Genomic DNA, 20,060 nt, shown 5'->3' with positions numbered 1-20,060 from the left:
AAAGCCTGCCCCGTGAGACGCGGCCCAGGTCCGCAGCGAGGTTCAATTCCCGAGGGGGGCGAACCGTCCGGGGATTGGTACGTTGCAATCACTCTGTCTTGTGAGTGCCCGCCTTGAGTAAGATCGCCGAACCCTCTCCATCTCTACATGGCGATCAGCCTGCGGCGGCTTCAGCCCAAGGCCTCGCAGATCGCAACGCCCTGGCCGCCGTCGCCGTCGAGCGCACCCGCATGCCGATGGTGGTGTCTGATCCGCGACAACCGGACTGCCCCGTCGTCCTGGCCAACAAGGCCTTCCTCGATCTGACGGGATATGCCGCTCATGAGGTGATCGGCCGCAACTGCCGGTTTCTACAGGGCGCGGCCACCTCGGCGACGGCGATCAGCATCATCCGCGAAGGAATCCGCGAGGAGCGCGAGATCGAGGTCGAGATCCTCAATTATCGCAAGGATGGATCGACCTTCTGGAACCAGCTCAACCTCAGCCCGGTCCATGACGACAATGGCCAGCTGTTGTACTTCTTCGGGTCGCAGATTGACGTGACCGAACTGCGGAAGGTTCAGGGCCTGGAAGCGTCCGAACACCGCCTGCTCAAGGAAGTCGATCATCGGGCCCGGAACGTCCTGGCCATCGTCAGCGGCATTGTCAGGCTGAGCCGCGCCGACGACGCCGCCCATTATGCGACGGCTATCCAAAAGCGTGTCCTTGTCCTGGCGCAGGCGCATTCCCTGCTGGCTGAACGCGGCTGGCAGGAGGTCACGCTGGAAGAGGTCATCCGCCCGCAGATTGCTCACCTTGGCGCTCATCGCATGACCTCGGCGGGGCCCGATGTGATGATTTCAGCGCTCAGTGTTCAACCCATCTCGCTGGTGATTCACGAGCTGATTGAGAATGCCAACGCTCACGGGGCGCTTACGGCGCCTAGCGGCTCGGTTGAGGTGCGATGGTCTCCTGGGAAGGGGTATGGCGGCTTCGAGCTGCAGTGGCGCGAAGTGGGTGGACCACCGCCTGCCCCTGACGCCCGCAACGGGTTCGGAACAGCCATGATCGCCGGGATGATCGAGAAACAACTCCGGGGAAAGGTTGACCGCGCCTGGGTCGATGGTGGGCTGACGATTTCCATCGCCGTGCCTGGGACCTTTGAGCTGTAGCGTGTCCGGCGATGGGACTCGGGTGGCGCCAACTGGGGCCGTTGCGCGTTGCGAGATCATGAACGCTTTGAGCCCTGACCACGCAGTCCCGCCTCTTCGAACAGCCTGGAGATCCGATCCAGCTGGTGAGCGTCCGTGACCGCGCCGCCCGACCTCCAGACCTTTGAGGCGGTGGTCATCGGCGCCGGGCCTGCGGGGCTGACGGCGGCGACCTATCTCGCGCGTTTCCGCCGCCGTGTTCTGGTCCTTGATGGCGGGCCCTCGCGGGCGGCCTGGATCCCAGAGAGCCATAATACGCCAGGCTTTCCGCAGGGCGTCCGGGGGGCAGACCTGTTGTCGCGGCTCCGGACCCAGGCCCAGGAGTTCGGCGCCATCATTCAGGCCGGGCGGGTCGAGGCGCTCGAGGCGATCCCCACCGGCTTCAGACTGGAGGCGGGCGGCGGAAGGATCGAAGCGGCCACTGTGCTGCTGGCGACGGGAGTCGTTGATCGCCTGCCAGGCATTCCCGGGCTCGAGGCCGCCATCAGGTCAAGCCTGGTTCGAATGTGCCCGATTTGCGACGCCTACGAGGCCATCGACTCAAGGATCGCCATCCTGGGTGACGGCCCGCTGGCTGAACGGGAGGCGCGCTTCCTGCGGACCTACAGCCAGGACGTCACGGTCTTGCAATTTGGCGAGGCGACTGAGGAATCTTCGCCCGCGGTGGTTTCGATTGGCGCCGACGATCTGAAGTTTGATGACCAGACTATCGTGCTCAGGCGGGCCGGAGACGTCATGGCCCGCTTTGACCATCTCTATCTCGCCCTGGGTTGCGCCATTCAGTCTGACCTGGCCGTCTCCATGGGCGCGCGCCAGGATGAGACGGGCAGTCTGCTCGTCGACGGCCACCAGATGAGCTCGGTTGAAGGGCTCTATGCCGCCGGTGACGTGGTTCGCGGCCTGAACCAGATTTCGGTCGCCGCCGGGGAAGCCGCGATCGCCGCGGCCGCCATGCACAACCGGCTGCGGGGCTTCTGATTTTGGCCAGAGCCCGCAGGCTGAAGGTCTTTCAGGCTCAGATCGGCTTCTATGACACCGTCGTGGCCGTCCCCAGCCAGCCGGCGGCCTTGAAGGCCTCGGGCCTGCGCCAGGACCTTTTCGCCTCAGGACACGCGAAGCTCGCCGAGGATCCGGAGGCGGTCGCCGCCGCCATGGCCCAGCCGGACACGCCCCTGAAACGGCCGGTGGGGACCTGTGATCCCTTTGTGATCGAGACGGCTCGACTGCCGAAGGTCGCGGCGGCCGCCGGCAAGTCCAAGTCACCGCTGGCCGCCCCGAAGCGCGCCAGCCCAAAGCCGGTCAAACCGCCCGCTGACCGGACGCGGCTCGACGCCTTGGAGTCAGAACTGGGCGCCCTGCACGCGGCCCGGGCCCGTGAGGAGGCTGATCTGATGCGTCGGAAGGAACGCCTTGAGGCCGAGATCGCCGAGGCGCGCGCCACCCACGCCGAGGCGCTGAAGGCGGCAAAGGCCGCCATCGCCGACGCCCGCGCCGCCTATCGCAAGGCCGGCGGCCAGACCTAGGAGATGGCCATGCCTACAGGGGCGCGTCCTGACGCCCAACAAGGAGGGCGACGGGCAGGCGCTCGAACAGCTCGGCCGCTGGCGCAGAACCGCCGGCCCTCGGCGTCTGGCTGAGATGATCTAGGACGCTGGCCGGCGCCTTGGCGTCCAGGATCACTGTGGTGTCCCCCCACCAGTCCCGGCCAGGCAAGGGCGTCCCATCCGCCAGGCCCGAGGTGGGGCATCCGATCACGGCGGCGGCGACCACCCATTCGGTCTCCAAGCGACGGGCGAAGGCGATGACGGACGCCTGCCTCTGCCCCTCGATACGGAGCGGGACATAGTCGCCCTGGGCGAAGACGGCCGGCATCTGTCGGCGCAGGCCGAGTGTTCGGGCGATAATCTGCTGCTTCACTCCGCCGGAGCGCCAGTCGGACAGGCCGAGGTCGGGCGCCGGGGCGGCGAGCAGGTCCCGGCGTCTCTCGAAGTCCACAGGCCTGCGATTGTCGGGATCGACCAGACTGAAGTCCCAGAGTTCAGCGCCCTGATAGGTGTCGGGCATGCCGGGGCTTGTGCAGCGCAGGAGGGCCTGGGCGATGCCCTTCATCGCGCCGGCTGTGGCGATCTCCTCGACCAGCCCATAGAGGGCGCCGCGAAAAGCCCGGTCGCCGACACAGTGGTCAAGATAGGCGAGGCAGGCGGCTTCATAGGGGGCGTTGGGCGCCGCCCAGGACGAGCGCAGCTTGCCTTCCCGAAGCGCCTTGGTGAACCAGATGCCCACGCGGTCGGCGAACATCCGCAGCCCGTCGCTGTCATCAATGTCCAGCTCGAGGGGCAGGGCGCCGGCCAGGGTCTGGTGCATCTGATAGGCGTCGGCGGGGTCTACGTCCTGTGGCGCGCGGGATAGCCAGGTCCGGACATGGTCGCCCCACAGCTCTGGCCGCTCGCTGAGCACCGCGAGCCGGGCGCGCGCGTCCTCGCCCCGCTTGTGATCGTGCGTGGCGGTGGCGAGCATGCCCCCGGGCCAGTCGGCGGCCTGGGCGCGGTTCAGTGCGTGGAAGGCCGTCGGATCCAAACTGAGCTGGCCAGGATCGGATCCGACCTCATTGCGCGAAAGCAGGCGTAGGTATCGGTAGAAGGCGGTGTCCTCGGCCGACTTCGCCGCCACCGGGGCGCTGAGCTGATGGAACCGCCGCAGGGCCTCGCCCCGGTCCTCCGCCGCGCCCGGTCCGCCGCCTCTCAGCCAGGTCTCGATCTGATCCAGGGCCGGCCGGTCCGCAGGCGCGACGCTGGCCCGCGCGCCTGTGAGCGCTTTGGACAAGACGAGATGATCGCCCTCGGACAGGGCCTCGCCGCCGCCGCCGTACAGTCTGTAGGTGGCGAAGGCGGTGAGAAGCTCGACGATCGCCCGTCGCAGGGATCCGTGGGTCAGATCGCGGGCGCCAAGGTCGCTGCGGGCCAGGCGATGGAAGGCTTCGGCCACGGCGTCGACCTGACCGGCGAAACCGTGGGTGAGGATCTCGCGCCGGGCGGCCCGTTCCTCGTCGTGATAGGTCCCCGGCCGCCCGCTGACCTCATTCCAGAGCGTGGTGAGCGCCTCAGCCCCGGCGGGATCGTGCAACAGGGCCGATACGCGGTCCATGAACTCGTAGCCGGTGGTCCCGTCGCAGGCCCACGGGGCCGGCAGGGCCTCGCCCGGAGCGAGGATCTTTTCGACCACCAGATAGGCCTCGCCTCCCGGTGCGCTGGCGGGACGCATGGGCGCCAGACGGCTCAGCTCGCCCCTGAGGCGGGTGAGATAGCCGGCGGGGTCGGCCAGGCCGTCGATGTGGTCGATCCGCAAACCGTCGATCAGGCCCTCGGCATAGAGGGCCAGCGGCAGGGCGTGGAGGCGATCAAAGACCTCCGGAATCTCGACGCGCACCCCAGCCAGCTCGGTGATGTCGAAGAAGCGCCGCCAGTTGATCTCGTCGCCGGCTGTCCGCCACCAGGCCAGGCGATAGGCCTGCCGCTCAAGCAGGGCGTGAAGACGCTCCCGGCCGGCGGCCTGCGCCGGGTCGTAGGCCGCAAGTCCTATCTCCAAGACTTCCCCGCGGTCGGCGGCGCGGATGGGAAAGCGGTGGTGGCCATGGGCCGTGGCCCATAGCCCGCCGTCCGGGCCGGTTTCGAGCCGGATGTCGCCGCCTACCAGGGCTTCGCCGTAGGGCCCGCCGAGGAAGGGCGCCAGGAGCTTGCCCTGCAAGGCAGGGTCGCGGGGGCGCCAGTCGATGTCGAAGACCTCGGCGAAGGGGCTGGCTTGGCCCTTCTCCAGAACATCCAGCCACCAGCCGTTGTCAGCGCCGCCCACGGCGAGGTGGTTGGGCACGATGTCGAGGATGATCCCCAGGCCTTCAGCCCGGAGCGCGGCCGCCATCTGACGGAAGCCGTCTTCGCCCCCGAGCGCAGGATTGATGGCCGTGGGATCCACCACGTCATAGCCGTGAGTGGAGCCCGCCCGCGCCACTGCGATCGGCGAGGCGTAGACGTGGCTGACGCCGAGGTCGCGGAGGTAGCCCGCCAACTGGGCAGCCTGGGCGAAGGTGAAGCCGGCGTGGAACTGCAGCCGGTAGGTCGCCGTGGGAGTCATCGCGGCCGCTCTTTGTTCAGGCTGGCGATCCGGCCGGCCGGGCCCGACGCGGCAAGCAGTGCGTCGCCAGAGCCAGGAAGACGTCGGCGCCAATTGGGGTGTTGCGTGGTGGTGCCCGGCAGGTTGGGTTGCGCCTCCAGGCCCAGCAGGTCCTCGATCGGCAGGATGGCGAGGTCGCAGCTGGTCTTGGCCAGGAAGGCCACTGCGCCATCTACGACCGCCGCCGGCGCGTCGGGCGCGGGGCAGGGGCCGGCGGCGCAACCGGCGGCCTGGAAGGCTTCCCACAGGGCTGTGCGCTGGGTGTCCCGCTCCGCGAGCAGGGGCGCGGCCTCCAGGTCGGGCTGAAGCCTCACCCGCCAGTCTATGTCGGTTGCACGCCACCAGCCGGCGATCGGCGGCAGGTCGTGGGTGGTGGTCATGGCGCAGGCCCCCGGCGACCATCGCCCGGGCGGTCGAAACGCCCCGGCTCGATCCTGTTCGAACAGCAGCACCTGCATGCCCCGCACACCGCCCGCGTTCAGGGTCTCGCGCATTCCAGCCGGGACGGTGCCGAGGTCTTCGCCGATCACCAGGACGCCATGACGGTGCGACTCGATGGCGATCAGCCGCATCAGGTCCTGCATGGGATAGGTGAGATAGGCGCCCTCGGTCGGCCCCGATCCATGGGGCACGACCCACAGCCGGCGCAGGCCCAGAATATGGTCGATCCTGACCCCGCCGGCGTGGCGCATGGCTGAGCGTAGCGTGGCCAGGAAGCCTTCAAAGCCGGTGGCCGCCAGGGCGCGGGGCGAGAAGGTGGTGACCCCCCAGTCCTGACCATTGGCCTGGAAAGCGTCCGGCGGCGCGCCGATATTGAGACCAGCCAACAGGTCCTGCGGCCGTGACCAGGCATGGCTGCCGCCGGGATCCATGCCGACGGCGACATCGGTGACCAGGCCGACGGGCATGCCGGCCGCCCGGGCCGCGTTCTGGGCGCGGGCCAGGCTCCGGTCGGCGAGCCATTGGACGAAGATGTGGAAGGCGACCTCGTCGTCACGTTCAGCGGCGAACGCCGCCACCGCCGGGCCCGCGGCGTCATGGAGCTCTGCTGGCCATTCGGGCCAACCGCGGGCGCCGTCCCGGGCGAACAAGGTCCCATGAAGCGCTTCGAACCGGGCGTGACCGCGCAGGTCATCGCCGCCCTCGGCTTCAAACTGTTTCAGATCAGCCTTCAAATCCGCCGACGCTGCGGAGGTGAACCGGGCGTGGACGCGGCGCAGGGCGGCCAGGCGCTGGGGGATGGCGTCAGACCAGGCCACCAGATCGTCCCCGGTGGCCTGTGCGCCAAGGTCGCCCAGGTCTGGTCCCAGCACCGCGACGGGATCGGCGTAGAGCCCGTTGAGGAACAGGCGGCTCGACGGCGCATAGGGACTGAACCGCTCTGGATCGGCGGCGAAGAGGGCGTGCACAGGACTGATGGCCAGGGCGCCAGCGCCTCGACGGCCCGCAGCGCCAGCGAACGCCGCAAGGTCTCCAAAGTCCCCGAACGGACGCGGGTCGGCCCCCCGCAGGGAATAGAGTTGAACCGCCAGACCCCAGAGCCGCCGTTGCGAGGCCAGATCGTCCAGGCCATAGGCGCGGGCCGGCGCCACGGCCACGGTGATCTCTCGCCCAGCGACCTCAAGCCGGTGATAGCCCGGCCGCTCGACCCCCTGAAGCGTGAAGCCGGTTTCCGGGTCGAGCGCAATGTCGACGGCGCCGCCGCCTTCCAGCCGCATCCTGGCGTGAGCGCCGCAGGGACCACCGAGCGGTCGAAACGGCTGGCCGGCCTGCGCGGTGATGAAGTCCGGGGCCGGCATGGCGGCCAGGCGCGCGCGACTGTCCCGCAGCTCACCCTGGGTGGAGGCTGGAAGGCCGAGCGCGGCCAGCACCGCGCGCAAGGTCTGGGGCGGCGTGCGGCGGGGTGCGCCGTGCACGTCCTCCCATTCCACCAGGACCCCGGCCTCGAGTGCGAAGGCCTCAAGCTCGGCGTCGATCACCGTTTGGGCTCCAGCCAGGCGATCAGGCTGTGGGGGCAAAGTCGGCGGGCCCCGTCGAGCCCATCGCCCACCGTCGCCGTGGCGATCCTGTCGGGAGCCTCGGCGATCTCGACGGCGTTGGACCCGAGATTGAGCGCCAGGGTCCAGCGAGCGCCGTCCCCAAGCGTCCATCGCGCCATGACCGCGGTTGGGCCCAGCGCCTCGGCGCCATCGCTGCGCGCGCCCCGCAGGCGAGGGGCGAGGTCCCGGGCGCGGATCTGGAGCAGATCCCGGTAGAGCCTGCGCCAGTCGGCGCCGTCTGGACCGGGTTCCGGGCGTGACGCCTCGAAGGTCGAGGGGGCGTTGGGATCGGGGATGGCCGCCCGGGCGTCCGGATCGGCGAAGGCCGCGAAGTGCGAAAACTCCGAGCGCCGTCCCTCGCGGACCGCCTGGGCCAGCTCTTCGTGGTGGTCGGTGAAGTAGAGGAAGGGCGAGCGGCTGCCGACCTCCTCGCCCATGAACACCATGGGGGTCTGGGGGGCGAGCAGAATCAGAGCCGTGGCGGCGCGCAAGGCCTTGGGTTCGACGAGTGTCGTCAAACGCTCTCCGAGCGCGCGGTTGCCGATCTGGTCGTGGTTCTGGATGAAGTTCACGAAGGCGGTGGGGGGCAAGCCGCCGCTGGGCGCGCCCCGGGGCGCGCCGTCCCGCAGGGGCGAGGCCTGGCCTTGATAGACGAAGCCCTCGGCCAGGGTGCGGGCCAGGGCCTGCGCCGGGGCTTCGGCATAGGCGCTGTAATAGCCCTCGGTCTCCCCGGTCAGAAGCACGTGGAGCACGTGGTGGGCGTCGTCATTCCACTGGGCGTCGAACGACCCGTTCATGTGGTCGGGGATGTTGTCGTCGTTTTCGAGGATGAGATGGACATGACGATCGCGACCGGCGGCGGCCCGGACCGCCTCGCCCATCTCGTCGATCCAGTCGCGCTCGCTGATGGCGTGGACGGCGTCAAAGCGCAGGCCATCGAACCGGTACTCGTTGATCCAGTAGATGGCGTTCTCGATGAAGAAGCGCCGGACCTCGGGCCTGCGGAAGTCGATCGCCGCCCCCCAGGGGGTCTGGACATCATCTCGGAAGAATTGCGGCGCATAGGCGCCGAGCGCATTCCCCTCGGGCCCGAAGTGATTATAGACCACGTCGAGGAAGACCATCATGCCCAGCTCGTGGGCCTGGTCGATCATCGCCTTCAGCTCTTCCGGCGAGCCATAGGCCCCGTCCGGGGCGAAGGGCAGGACCCCGTCATAACCCCAGTTCCGCTGGCCGGGGAAGTCGGCGATCGGCATCAGCTCGATGGCCGTGAAGCCCAGGGCCTTCAGGTCGGATAGCCGCTCGGTGATCCCCCTGAAACCGCCAAGCAGGCCGGGGTGAAGCTCATAAATCACCGCCTCTTCCCATGGACGGCCCTTCCAGTCGGCGGTCCGCCATTGATAGGCGGCGGGATCGACGACGAGGCTGGCGTCGTGCACATCGCCGTTCTGCCCGCGGGAGGCCGGGTCGGGCACGCAGGTGTCCTCTGACACCCGGTACTTGTAGAGCGAGCCGGCGCCGCAGGGCGCCTCGACCTCGAACCAGCCTTCGCCGGCCGCTGTCATGGGCTGGGCCGGCAGGCCTTCGACCTCAAGGGTGACCGCCTCGCTGCCCGGCGCCCAGAGGCGGAAGCGCGTGCGGCCTGGCGCCAGAACGGTCGCGCCAAAGGGCAGATCGTGGACGTAGCGTCCCGACCCGTCGGCGCTGTCGACCACCGATCGCAGCAGCACTGCGCTGTGCGCCCCGACCTCGACCTCAGTCCCCTCCAGCGGGTGTTCAGCCGAGCCTGGGTGGGCGCTGTCGATCAGAACGGTCGGCGCCCCCGTTGGCTCGGGTAGGCGGAAGGTCATGGGACTGTCGCTGGCGTTGGTCAGGAGAATGATCAGCTCGACCTGGCCGTCATCCAGGGGTGCGGCGCGGCGCATGGCCAGGGCTGAGGCGTGCGGGTTCTGCCAGTCCTCCGACGACAGGCCCTGGCCGTTTTCGTCGAACCAATCGACGTCGAGAACGCCGGGGGCATACTCGTTCTGGCCGTGCAGGAACTGGTTGGGCCGAAGGGTCCTGTAGGTCCTGCGCAGGGCGATCAGCCGAGACACGAAGTCGATCTGAGCCTGACCCTCAGGGGATTCAAGCTGGCGCCAGTCGAACCAGGAGATCTCATTGTCCTGGCAATAGGCGTTGTTATTGCCCCTCTGGGTGCGGCCGAACTCGTCGCCGCCCAGCAGCATGGGCGTGCCCGATGAGGCGAACAGGGTCATGAGCATGGCCCGCATCACCCGGCCCCGGGTGCGCTGGATATCCACGTCTGAAGTTGGCCCCTCGGCCCCCCAGTTGCGCGACAGGTTCTCGCTGTGGCCGTCGCGATTGTCCTCGCCGTTGGCCTCGTTGTGGCGTTCCTCGTAGCTCACCAGATCGCCCAGAGTGTAGCCGTCGTGGGAGGCGAGGAAGTTGATGGACGCCCAGGGCCGCCGAGCCCGGCGATCGAAGATGTCGCCTGAGCCGGAAAGTCGCGCGGCCAGATCGGGCCGTCCGCCCTCGCCGCCGCGCCAGTAGCCCCGCACATCGTCCCGGAAGCGGTCGTTCCATTCGGCGAAGCCCGGCGGGTGCTGGCCCAGCTGATAGCCACCCGGCCCGATGTCCCAGGGTTCGGAGATCAGCTTGATCCCCTGCAGCGTGGGATCCTGCCGCAGCACGTCGAAGAAGCCTGCGCCAGGGTCGAAGCCATGCTTCTCCCGGCCCAGCGTCACCCCCAGATCAAAGCGGAAGCCATCGATGCCGTAGGATTTTGTCCAGTAGCGCAGGGAGTCGGCGACCATCTGGACCACCCGGGCCTTGGACATGTTCACCGTATTGCCGGTGCCGGTGTCGTTGACGCAGAACCGCGGGTCGCCTTCCACGAGGCTGTAATAGCTGGCGTTGTCCAGACCGCGGAAGGAGAGGGTGGGGCCACGTTCGCTGCCCTCGGCGGTGTGGTTGAACACCACGTCCAGGATCACTTCGAGGCCCGCCGCGTGCAGGCGGCGCACCGCCATGCGAAGCTCGTTCTGGTCGCTTCCCGAGAGGTAACTGCGCTCGGGGGTGAAGTAGTTGAGCGTGCTGTAGCCCCAGTAGTTGGCCAGCCCCTTCTCCTGCAGGAAGCGGTCCTGCACGAAGGCGTGGATGGGCAGCAGCTCCACGGCGGTGACGCCCAGGCGCTTCAGGTGGTCGATCACCTTGGGATGGGTCAGGGCCGCGAACGTGCCGCGGGCCGGCGGGCGCACCTCCTCCATCAACATGGTCAGGCCGCGCGTGTGGCACTCATAGATGACCGTGTCGGCCCAGGGCGTGTTGGGCCGCCGGTCGCCGCTCCAGTCGAAGCTGTCGGCGGTGACGACCGACTTGGGCATGGCCGGCGCACTGTCGCGGCGGTCGAAGGTGAGGTCGGCCCGGGCCGCATTGACCCGATAGCCGAAGAGCGCATCGCTCCAGCGCAGATCCCCCGACAGGCTGCGGGCATAGGGGTCGATCAGCAACTTGTTCGGGTTGAACCGGTGACCTTCCTGCGGCGCATAGGGCCCGTGGGCGCGATAGCCGTAGAGCAGCCCTGGCTTGGCGTCCGGCAGATAGCCGTGCCAGACCTCATCGGTCCATTCGGGGAGGGGCAGCCTTGCGATCTCCCGGCGGCCGGTCTCCTCAAAGACGCAAAGCTCGATCTTCTCCGCATGGGCCGAGTAGACGGCGAAGTTGACCCCCAGGCCGTCAAAGGTAGCGCCAAGGGGATAGGGAAGGCCGCCTTCGAGACGGTCCGGGAGCAGGATCAAGCGGGCTTTCCTTGATGGCGCAGAAGCACGGCGCCGAGGGGAGGGAGGGTCAGGGGCAGAGAGTCCGGCAGGCCGTGGGCGCTCGCCGGCTCGGTATGAACCTCGCCGCCATTCCCAATGTTCCCACCCCCGTAGCGGCTGGCGTCGGTATTCAGCGCCTCGGCCCACACCCCTGGCGCGGGCGCGCCGATACGGTAGTTCTGGCGGGGCTCCGGTGTGACATTGATGGCGAAGATGAGAGGTGCGGCCCCGCCCCGGGCCTGCCTGCGAAAGGCGAAAACTCCGGCCTCGGCGTCTGTGCAGATCCAGGAAAAGCCTTCCGGATCGGCGTCGCTCTGGTGCAAGGCGGCTTCACCGCCATAGATGGCGTTGAGGTCCCGCACCAGCATCTGCATCCCGGCGTGGTCGGGTTGGGCCAGCAGGTCCCAGGGGATGGCGCCGTCGTGGTTCCACTCGGTCGGCTGGGCCAGCTCGCAGCCCATGAACAGCAGCTTCTTGCCCGGATGAGCCCACATGAAGGCCAGATAGGCCCGCAAGTTGGCGAACTGCCGCCAGCGGTCGCCGGGCATCTTGCCCAGCAGCGAGCCTTTGCCGTGCACCACCTCGTCGTGGGAAATCGGCAGGACGAACCGTTCGGTGAAGGCGTAGAGCAGGCCGAAGGTCAGCTCGTTCTGGTGCCAGTTCCGATAGACCGGATCGCGCTGCATGTAGCTGAGGGTGTCGTGCATCCACCCCATGTTCCATTTGTAGTTGAAGCCAAGCCCGCCCTCGGCCACCGGACTGGAGACGCCCGGCCAGGCGGTGGATTCCTCGGCGATGGTCACAGCGCCGGGGCAACGGCTGGCCACGGTCTCGTTCAGCCGCCGCAGGAACGCGATGGATTCCAGGTTCTCCCGGCCGCCATGGACGTTGGGCACCCACTCGCCGGGCTGGCGGCTGTAGTCGCGGTAGAGCATGGAGGCCACGGCGTCGACGCGCAGGCCGTCAATGTGGAAGGTCTCCAGCCAGTAGATGGCGCTGGCGATCAGGAAGCCCTGAACCTCCTGCCGACCCAGATTGAAGATCAGGGTGTTCCAGTCCTGGTGGAAGCCTTCGCGGGGATCGGCGTGCTCATAGAGCTGCGTGCCGTCGAAACTGGCCAGGCCGTGGACGTCGGTGGGGAAGTGGGCCGGCACCCAGTCGAGAATGACGCCGACGCCCAACCGGTGACAGGCGTCCACGAACCGCGCCAGGCCCTCAGGCGATCCGAACCGTGCGCTGGGGGCGAACTGCGACAGGGGCTGATAGCCCCATGAGCCGCCGAACGGATGTTCCATGATCGGCAAGAGCTCCACATGGGTGAAGCCCAGATCGGCCACATAGGGGGCGAGGCGATCGGCCAGGCCGTCCCAGTCAAGGTTGGGGCTCTCTCCGTCGTCGGGGCGCAGCCATGAGGCGGCGTGCACCTCATAGATCGACATCGGGGCGTCAGGTTTCTGGCGCCGCTCTCGGTCAGCCATCCAGTCGGAGTCGGTCCAGCTGAACGCCGCAGCCGGCGCGACGACCGAGGACTGGCCGGGCGGGAGTTCGGTCATCCGCGCCAGCGGGTCGGCCTTCAGGGGCAGGAGTTCGCCCTGGGCGCCGACCAGTTCATATTTGTAGCGCTCGCCGGGCTGGAGCCGCGGCACGAACAGCTCCCACACGCCAGCCGGATGGCGCAGACGCATGGGGTGGCGTCGGCCGTCCCAGCTGTTGAAGTCGCCGACCACCGAGACGCGGCGCGCATTGGGCGCCCAGACGGAGAAGCCGACGCCCTCGACGCCCTCAAAGGTCTGGGGTTGAGCGCCCATCTTCTGGCCGAGCTCCCAGTGGGCGCCCTCCATGAAGAGGTGCAGGTCCAGGTCGCCGAGAAGCAGACCGAAGGCGTAGGGGTCTTCGGTCTCCTGCGTCGCGCCATCCCAGTCGATGCGCAGCCGATAGGCGCCCTTGCCGTTCAGACGGCCGGCGAACAGGCCTGGCGCGACCTCCTCAAGGGGCGAGGGCGGAGCGCCGTCTTGCACAGCCGCCACTGAGGCGGCGCCGGGCTGGAAGGTGCGGACGACGGTTTCCCCCTCAGCCTCGTGCGGACCGAGGAAGACGAAGGGATCGGTCAACCGCCCCTCCATCAGGGCCGATGTCAGGGCATGGGTCAGGGTCAGGTCATCCTGGCTCATTGGTCGGCGCCCAGCAGCCGATCAACCGTTGCGGCCAGGCCCCGAAGCGGCGTGCCGAGCCAAGCCGGACGGTTGGCCGCCTCGTAGCTCACCTCATAGGCCGCCTTTTCCAGCAGGAAGAGGTCGAGGAGTTCAGCGGGGAATGCGCCTGCGACATCGCCATAGCCGTCGAGGAAGGCCTCGCTGGCGACCGCCTTGAACTGGCTGACGACGTCGACCGCCCGACCCTGGACGCCCTGGGCGACATTGGCGGCGGCGATGGCGCCGAGCGCAGCTGCGTAGTCGAAGGACCGCAACATGCCGGCCACGTCGCGCAAAGGACTGGCCTTGGCGCGGCGCGCCTCCAGGGGCTTGGCCGGCTCACCCTCGAAGTCGATGAAGGTCACGCCGCCGCCGGTGACCAGCACCTGGCCAAGGTGAAGATCGCCGTGGATGCGCGTGCGCATCTGGCCCGACCCAGCGTTCGAGAGACGGGCGACCGCCCTTTCGAGTTCGCTCCGGCGCTGCAGGAGATTCTGGGCGAGGGCGCCAAGGTTCTCTTGGTCTGTCCAGTCGCCGCCGCGTTGCAGCACGGCCAGGGCGTCGTCCACCTGTCCCATGACGCTCGTCTGGACCGTGGCGATGGCGGCCGCGTCCATGGGCTCCGGCGCGAAGGCCGGGTCCTCGGTTGGCTCAGCCAGGACAGCGTGCATCTGCGCCAGGCTACGCCCCAGGACGCGGGCGAATTCGGCATAGGAGGCGAAGTCCGGGGTGGCGGTCTGATCTCCGGCCAGGACGAGATCGTCGATCACCCGGTGCAGATAGTCCTGGGTCCAGGCCCAGCCGTCGCCCTGGCTGTAGATGAAGGCCTGGGCGACCATCAGGGTGTGCGGCGCGCCATCGGGCCCGATGCGACGGACCTCGCCGACAAAGGCCGGCACGTGGGCATAACCCCGCTCTGTAAGCACACGGGTCATCTCGGCCTCGGGATGGACCCCGGGGACCACTTTTCGCAGCAGTTTCAGAACAATCTCGCGGCCGATGATCACCGAGCTGTTGCTCTGTTCGGCGGAGGACCATTCGATCTCGGCGTCGTCGCCGGCCTGGAAGTCGGCCGAGGTGAACTCGATATCGCCGAAGGGCGAGGCGAGCCTGGCCTTGGTCCGCAATCCGGTCATGACCGAGCGGACGAACTCCGTCGTCAGGAAGCCGTCCGTCAGATCGCCCACCTGCGCGCCACGGCGTACGCGCGCCATGGCGAAGTTGTGGGCGTAGGGGTCTGCGAGGTCGTCTTCCCAGGCGACACCCAGGGGCACGAGGTAGGCGGCGGTCCCGGCGGAGGTCTCGACCTCCAGCTCGGCCAGGATCTGATCGGCGGCGCCAGGCAGGGGCGAAACCCCCTTCACCCGGGTCGCGACAAGCTCGGCGTCCTTGCCCTGGAACCAGCGTCGAGCGGCCATCCACGATGGCAGAACCTCAGATTCCAGCACGGCCTTGTGCGGCGGCTGGACCAGTGTGGCCACATCGCCGCGGAGCACGAAGGTGTGCTGCTCGGCCTGGACCCCGCTCGGCGCGGTGCTCCAGCTTGGCCCGTCGGTCTTCTCGCAGAGCTGGAACCAGTGGAAGCCATAGGGCGGCAGGGTCAGCAGGTAGGTGAGCTGGCCAATCGGCGGAAAGGGCGTGCTGCCGGACATCTCCATGGGGGTCCAGCCGGCGAATTCCGACAGGTCGAGTTCTACGGCCTGGGCGGTGCGCGCGAGGTTAGCCACGCAGAGGATGGTGTCGCCCTCGTGCTCCCGCAGATAGGCCATCACCTTGCGGTTCTGGGGCCGCAGGAAGCGCAGCGTCCCGCGCCCGAAGGCGCTGTGGCGCTGACGGACCGCCAGCATCCGACGCAGCCAGTTCAGCAGCGAGTGACTGTCACGGCTCTGGGCCTCGACATTGATCGCCTGGAATCCATAGAGCGGGTCCATGATCGCCGGCAGGACAAGACTGGCCGGATCGGCGCGGGAGAATCCGCCGTTGCGGTCCGGTGACCACTGCATGGGCGTGCGCACGCCATCGCGGTCGCCCAGATAGATGTTGTCGCCCATTCCAAGCTCGTCGCCGTAATAGATTACGGGCGTGCCGGGCATGGTCAGCAGCATGCAGTTCATCAGCTCGACCCGGCGGCGGTCGCGCTCCATCAGCGGGGCAAGTCGCCGGCGGATGCCCAGATTGATCCGCGCCCGGCTCTCCGAGGCATAGACGCTCCAGAGGTAGTCCCGCTCCTTGTTGGTGACCATTTCGAGGGTCAGCTCGTCGTGGTTGCGCAGGAAGATCGCCCACTGGCAGGCCTCCGGAATGTCCGGGGTCTGGCGCATGATGTCGGTGATCGGGAAGCGGTCCTCCTGGGCGATGGCCATGTACATCCGCGGCATCAGGGGGAAGTGGAACGCCATGTGGCATTCGTCGCCGTCGCCGAAATACTGCTGGGTGTCTTCGGGCCACTGGTTGGCCTCGGCCAGCAGCATGCGGTCTTCGAAATGCTCGTCCAGATGCGCCCGGATGGCTTTCAGAACGTCGTGGGTCTCGGGCAGGTTCTCGTTATTGGTGCCTTCCCGCTCGATCAGATAGGGGATGGCGTCGAGCCGCAGGCCATCGACCCCGGCCTCCAGCCAGTAGCGCATGACCGACAGGATCTCTTCGAGCACCTTGGGATTGTCGAAGTTCAGGTCCGGCTGGTGGGAATAGAACCGATGCCAATAGTAGGCGCCGGCCACCGGATCCCAGGTCCAATTCGAGGTCTCGGTGTCGAGGAAGATGATCCGGGTGCCGCTGTAGTCGGCGTCGTTGTCGGACCAGACATAGAAGTCCCGCTCCGGCGATCCGGCCGGCGCCTTGCGGGCGGCCTGGAACCAGGGGTGCTGGTCGGAGGTGTGGTTGATCACCAGCTCGGTGATGACGCGCATGCCGCGGCCGTGGGCCTCGTCGATGAAGCGCTTCACATCGTCGAAATCGCCATACTCCGGGTGGACGCCCCGATAGTCAGCGATGTCATAGCCATCGTCCCGACGCGGCGACGGATAGAAGGGCAACAGCCAGATGGCGTTGACGCCGAGGCTGGCGATGTAGTCCAGCTTGGCCGAAAGGCCGGCAAAATCGCCCACGCCGTCGTCATTGGCGTCGAAGAACGACTTCACGTGCAGCTGATAGATGACCGCGTCCTTGTACCACTGGGGGTCAGAGGCCGGAGCGGGATCAACGGCGTGATCGTCGGCGAGATAGGCGACGCTCATCGCGGGGCCTCCATACGGAAAATGAGGTAGGGGCGGCCGGGATCGAGGGCGATGCGACGCCACTTCCCTTGCCAGGCGAAGCTCTGGCCAGTGAGCAGGTCGTCCACATGGGCGCTCGCGTCATCGCCGAGGCCCAGACGCCAGAACGGCGCCTCCACATCGGCCTCATGCGCGCCATGGGGATCGAGGTTGATGGCCACCAGGATGAGGTCGGCCCCATCCGGGCTGGTCTTGGCGTAGAACAGGATGTTGTCGTCGCTGGACGGCAGGAAGTGGACGTTGAGATGCGTCTGCAGCGCCGGGTGGCTCTTGCGCAGCCGGTTGAGCTGGGTGATCTGCGGGATGATTCCCGGCGCGTCCCAGTCCCGGGGCCGGATTTCGTACTTCTCGGAGTCCTTGTAGTCTTCCTTGCCGGGGACGGGGTCGCTCTCCAGCAGCTCGAAGCCGGAATAGACCCCCCATAGGCCCGACAGGGTGGCGGCCAGGGCCGCGCGGATCAGGAAGCCGGCCCGGCCCGAGGTCTGCAGGAAGACCGGATTGATGTCCGGCGTATTGACGAAGAAGTTTGGCCTGAAGAAATCCTTCGGCTCCGTCGTCGTCAGCTCGGTCAGATAGTCGGTGAACTCCGCCTTGGTGTGGCGCCAGGTGAAGTAGGTGTAGGACTGCGAGAAGCCGATCTTGGCCAGGCGGTACATGACGCGCGGGCGGGTGAAGGCCTCGGACAGGAAGATCACCTCAGGATGGGCGGCGCGAACCTCGCGGATCATCCATTCCCAGAAGGCGAAAGGCTTGGTGTGTGGGTTGTCGACGCGGAAGGTGCGGACGCCTTCGCTCACCCACAGCAGCACCACATCACGCAGGGCGATCCAGAGGTCCGGGATCGCGTCGTCCCTGTAGAAGTCCACATTGACGATGTCCTGGTACTTCTTGGGCGGGTTCTCGGCGTATTTGATCGTCCCGTCCGGCCGCCAGTCGAACCAGCCGGGATGATCCTTGATCCAGGGGTGGTCCGGCGAGCACTGGATGGCGAAGTCCAGGGCGATCTCCAGGCCGTGGTCGTCGGCCGCGGCGATCAGGCGGCGGAAGTCCTCGAAGGTGCCGAGTTCAGCGTGAATGGCGTCGTGTCCGCCTTCTGCCGCCCCGATGGCGTACGGGCTGCCCGGATCGTCGGGACCGGCCGTCAGGCTGTTGTTCTTGCCCTTGCGGTGACGCTCGCCGATCGGATGGATGGGCGGGAAGTAGAGCACGTCAAACCCCATGGCCCGGATGGCCGGCAGCCGGGCGATGACGTCATCGAAGGTCCCGTGGCGGCTGGGATCGTCGGTCTGGGAGCGGGGGAAGAGCTCGTACCAACTGGCGAACTGAGCTTCCCGTCGTTCGGCGTCGACACACTGGACGTCGCTGGTGCAGACGAAGGCGCGGTCCTGGGCCTGGCCCATCAGATCGATCGTTTCGGGGGCGAGCAGTCGCTGGCCAGCCGCGTCAGGCTCAAGGCCAGAAAGCTCGTCGGCAAGCTGGGCGAGGGCCCCTGTAGGCTCTGCCCTGGCGGCTTCGGCGATCAGCAGGCGGCCTTCCTCGAAGTCCACGGGCTGGGCGACGCCAGCCTCGATCTTCTTGGCCAGGTCGCGGTGGAATGAGCCGAACCGGTCAATCCAGGCCTGGATGGCGAACTGGTGACGGCCCAGGCGCGCCAGGGGCAGGTGGCCGCGCCACATGTCATTGCCCAGGGACGTCATGGGCGCGCTCGACCATGCTTCGCCATCAGCGGCGCGCCAGCGAAGCTCTACAGCCAGCTGCTCGTGGCCGTCGGCATAGACCGCCGCCCTGACCTCCAGGGTCTCGCCGACGACGCGCTTGACCGCGAATGGCCCGCCCGTGACCTGCGGAGAGACCTCCTCGATGACCAGGCGGGGCGCCTTGGCCGCGGCCTTGGCGCCCTGTCGGCCGGCGCGGCTTGGGGTGCGGATCGGAACGCTGCGCCGGGCCCCGAGGAGACGCACCTCGCCGGGCTCCAGCAGATCGAACGGGTCTGGCCGCCCATCCATCGCCTCGAAGGGGCCAAAGGCGCCCGCCATCGGCAAGAGGGCGGCTGGGTCAAGCTCGGCAGGGGCGTCGATGGACGGATTGATCAGGACCAGAATGACGGCCTCTGCGGTCCGCAGGTCGCGACCGCTGGCCCGCAGCAGGACGGTGACCGCCGATGCGGGACTGGTGAGACTGCGCATCGCCCCATCAAACGCGGTGAGTTCGGCCAGCAGGTGATTGGCCGAGCGCACTTCAGCGGCGAGATCGGCGTCCGCTGTGGGAATGGGCGTCCGCTCTCCCAGCGGCGCGCCGTCGGCCGCCTCGAAACCCATGGGCAGCAGCAGGCCAGAACCGGTGGAGGCCGCCAGGCGCAGGGCCCGGGCATAGGCCTGTCTGAAATTGGCGCCGGCCGGCAGGCGCGCAGCCAGGCGCGGCCCAAACGGCGCCTCCGGCTGCGCCAGCAGGGGGGCGATGGGACGAAGGTCTTCATGTTCTTCGGCGAGCCAGGGCGCCCGACCATCCCACCAGGCGACCGATGAGATCAGTGCGTCAAACCCGCAAGGGGAGAGCGCCACAGCCTCAGACCGGCTGATCCCAGTCGTATCGGCGACGAAGGTCAGGTCCGGACGGCCGGACCGCAAGCGCGCGATCAGGCGGGTCCATAGCTCTGGCTCGGCCTGATCTGCCCGTAGCAGCCGAAAGCCGTCCAGGCCGCTCTGCGTCCAAGTCTCGGCCCGGCTCAGCACCCAGTCGAGGATCAGCTCGCACGAGGCCGCATGACGCAGACGAGCCATGGCCATGCCCTGGGGGGGCGAGGGCGCACGCGGGTCGACGGGACGACCCTCAGGCGCCTCCCGACGAAGGGTGAAGGCGTCCGGATGGGCGACCACCAGGGGGTGCGCGGCGTCGAACCGGGTGAGGTCCAGGTCCATCATCAGGCGCAGACCCCGCGCCTTGCAGGCGTCGGCCAGCCCGCTCAGGACGTCAGTCGTCGCCGCGCCGGACAGGCTCGAGGTGTCGTGGCTGATGGGGCGGAAGAGGTCGCCCTGATGTTGGAAGATCGGGGCGACCAGCAGGTGATCAAAGCCCAGATCTTCCGCCCTCTCGGCCAGCCGTGCGGCGCCTTCCGGAACGCTCAGCGCGTTGGGGTGGACGTAGTAGATTCGGGGCGCAGCAGCGCGCAGACGGGCGGCGGGGTTCATCGTCCCTCATGACTGGTGTCCGACCAGAACCAGTCGCGGGGGTCTTCGTTCCTACGGCGCAGGCGTCCCCTGCGGCTTTATTCGAGGCTGCCCCGAAGGGGGCAGGGGGCGGGGCCCGAGCCCAAATAAAGCGCGGCAACCCTGGCGACTGAAGAGAACATCTTGCGAACAGAGAACAAAAGGCGTAC

Annotated in this window: 9 protein-coding genes; 3 read left to right on the top strand and 6 right to left on the bottom strand. The window is 68.0% G+C overall.

The features are described 5' to 3' along the window. The first annotated feature begins 113 nt into the window (after positions 1 to 113). From Q8K84_RS14055 to Q8K84_RS14045, 3 genes are all read left to right on the top strand, one after another. A complete protein-coding gene (locus tag Q8K84_RS14055) occupies positions 114 to 1,151 on the top strand; it encodes a PAS domain-containing protein (protein WP_305283328.1) in 1,038 nt (345 codons plus the stop codon). Between the two features lie 135 nt (positions 1,152 to 1,286). Further along, positions 1,287 to 2,168 (top strand): NAD(P)/FAD-dependent oxidoreductase, encoded by an 882-nt coding sequence (locus tag Q8K84_RS14050; protein WP_305283327.1) that lies wholly within the window; start codon positions 1,287 to 1,289, stop codon positions 2,166 to 2,168. Between the two features lie 2 nt (positions 2,169 to 2,170). After that, positions 2,171 to 2,713 (top strand): hypothetical protein, encoded by a 543-nt coding sequence (locus Q8K84_RS14045; RefSeq protein ID WP_305283326.1) that lies wholly within the window; start codon positions 2,171 to 2,173, stop codon positions 2,711 to 2,713. 13 nt (positions 2,714 to 2,726) lie between these two features. Here Q8K84_RS14045 and treY read toward each other — a convergent pair whose 3' ends face one another. From treY to Q8K84_RS14015, 6 genes are read right to left on the bottom strand one after another with little or no spacing between them, the layout of a single operon-like run. Then, the gene (gene treY / locus Q8K84_RS14040) at positions 2,727 to 5,318 is read right to left on the bottom strand and encodes a malto-oligosyltrehalose synthase (RefSeq protein WP_305283325.1); all 2,592 of its coding nucleotides are present in this window, start codon (positions 5,316 to 5,318) and stop codon (positions 2,727 to 2,729) included. Next, complete coding sequence (gene malQ / locus Q8K84_RS14035) at positions 5,315 to 7,336, bottom strand: 4-alpha-glucanotransferase (protein WP_305283324.1); 2,022 nt, start codon at positions 7,334 to 7,336, stop codon at positions 5,315 to 5,317. Before malQ ends, treY begins: the two co-directional genes overlap by 4 nt. Continuing rightward, positions 7,333 to 11,196 carry a glycogen debranching protein GlgX gene (gene glgX, locus Q8K84_RS14030; protein WP_305283323.1) on the bottom strand — a complete coding sequence of 1,288 codons (3,864 nt, stop codon included), beginning with the start codon at positions 11,194 to 11,196 and terminating at the stop codon, positions 7,333 to 7,335. Before glgX ends, malQ begins: the two co-directional genes overlap by 4 nt. Further along, a complete protein-coding gene (gene glgB, locus Q8K84_RS14025) occupies positions 11,193 to 13,388 on the bottom strand; it encodes a 1,4-alpha-glucan branching protein GlgB (protein WP_305283321.1) in 2,196 nt (731 codons plus the stop codon). Before glgB ends, glgX begins: the two co-directional genes overlap by 4 nt. Next, the gene (gene treS / locus Q8K84_RS14020) at positions 13,385 to 16,645 is read right to left on the bottom strand and encodes a maltose alpha-D-glucosyltransferase (protein WP_305283319.1); all 3,261 of its coding nucleotides are present in this window, start codon (positions 16,643 to 16,645) and stop codon (positions 13,385 to 13,387) included. Before treS ends, glgB begins: the two co-directional genes overlap by 4 nt. Continuing rightward, positions 16,642 to 19,872: a maltotransferase domain-containing protein gene (locus Q8K84_RS14015; RefSeq protein WP_305283317.1), complete on the bottom strand. Its 3,231-nt coding sequence runs from the start codon at positions 19,870 to 19,872 to the stop codon at positions 16,642 to 16,644. Before Q8K84_RS14015 ends, treS begins: the two co-directional genes overlap by 4 nt. Positions 19,873 to 20,060 lie beyond the last annotated feature (188 nt).

This window comes from Phenylobacterium sp. (assembly GCF_030679875.1).
In the GTDB taxonomy this organism is placed as follows: domain Bacteria; phylum Pseudomonadota; class Alphaproteobacteria; order Caulobacterales; family Caulobacteraceae; genus Phenylobacterium.
The sequence above is the reverse complement of the archived record's forward strand: the minus strand, read 5'-3'. Positions and strand labels throughout refer to the sequence as shown.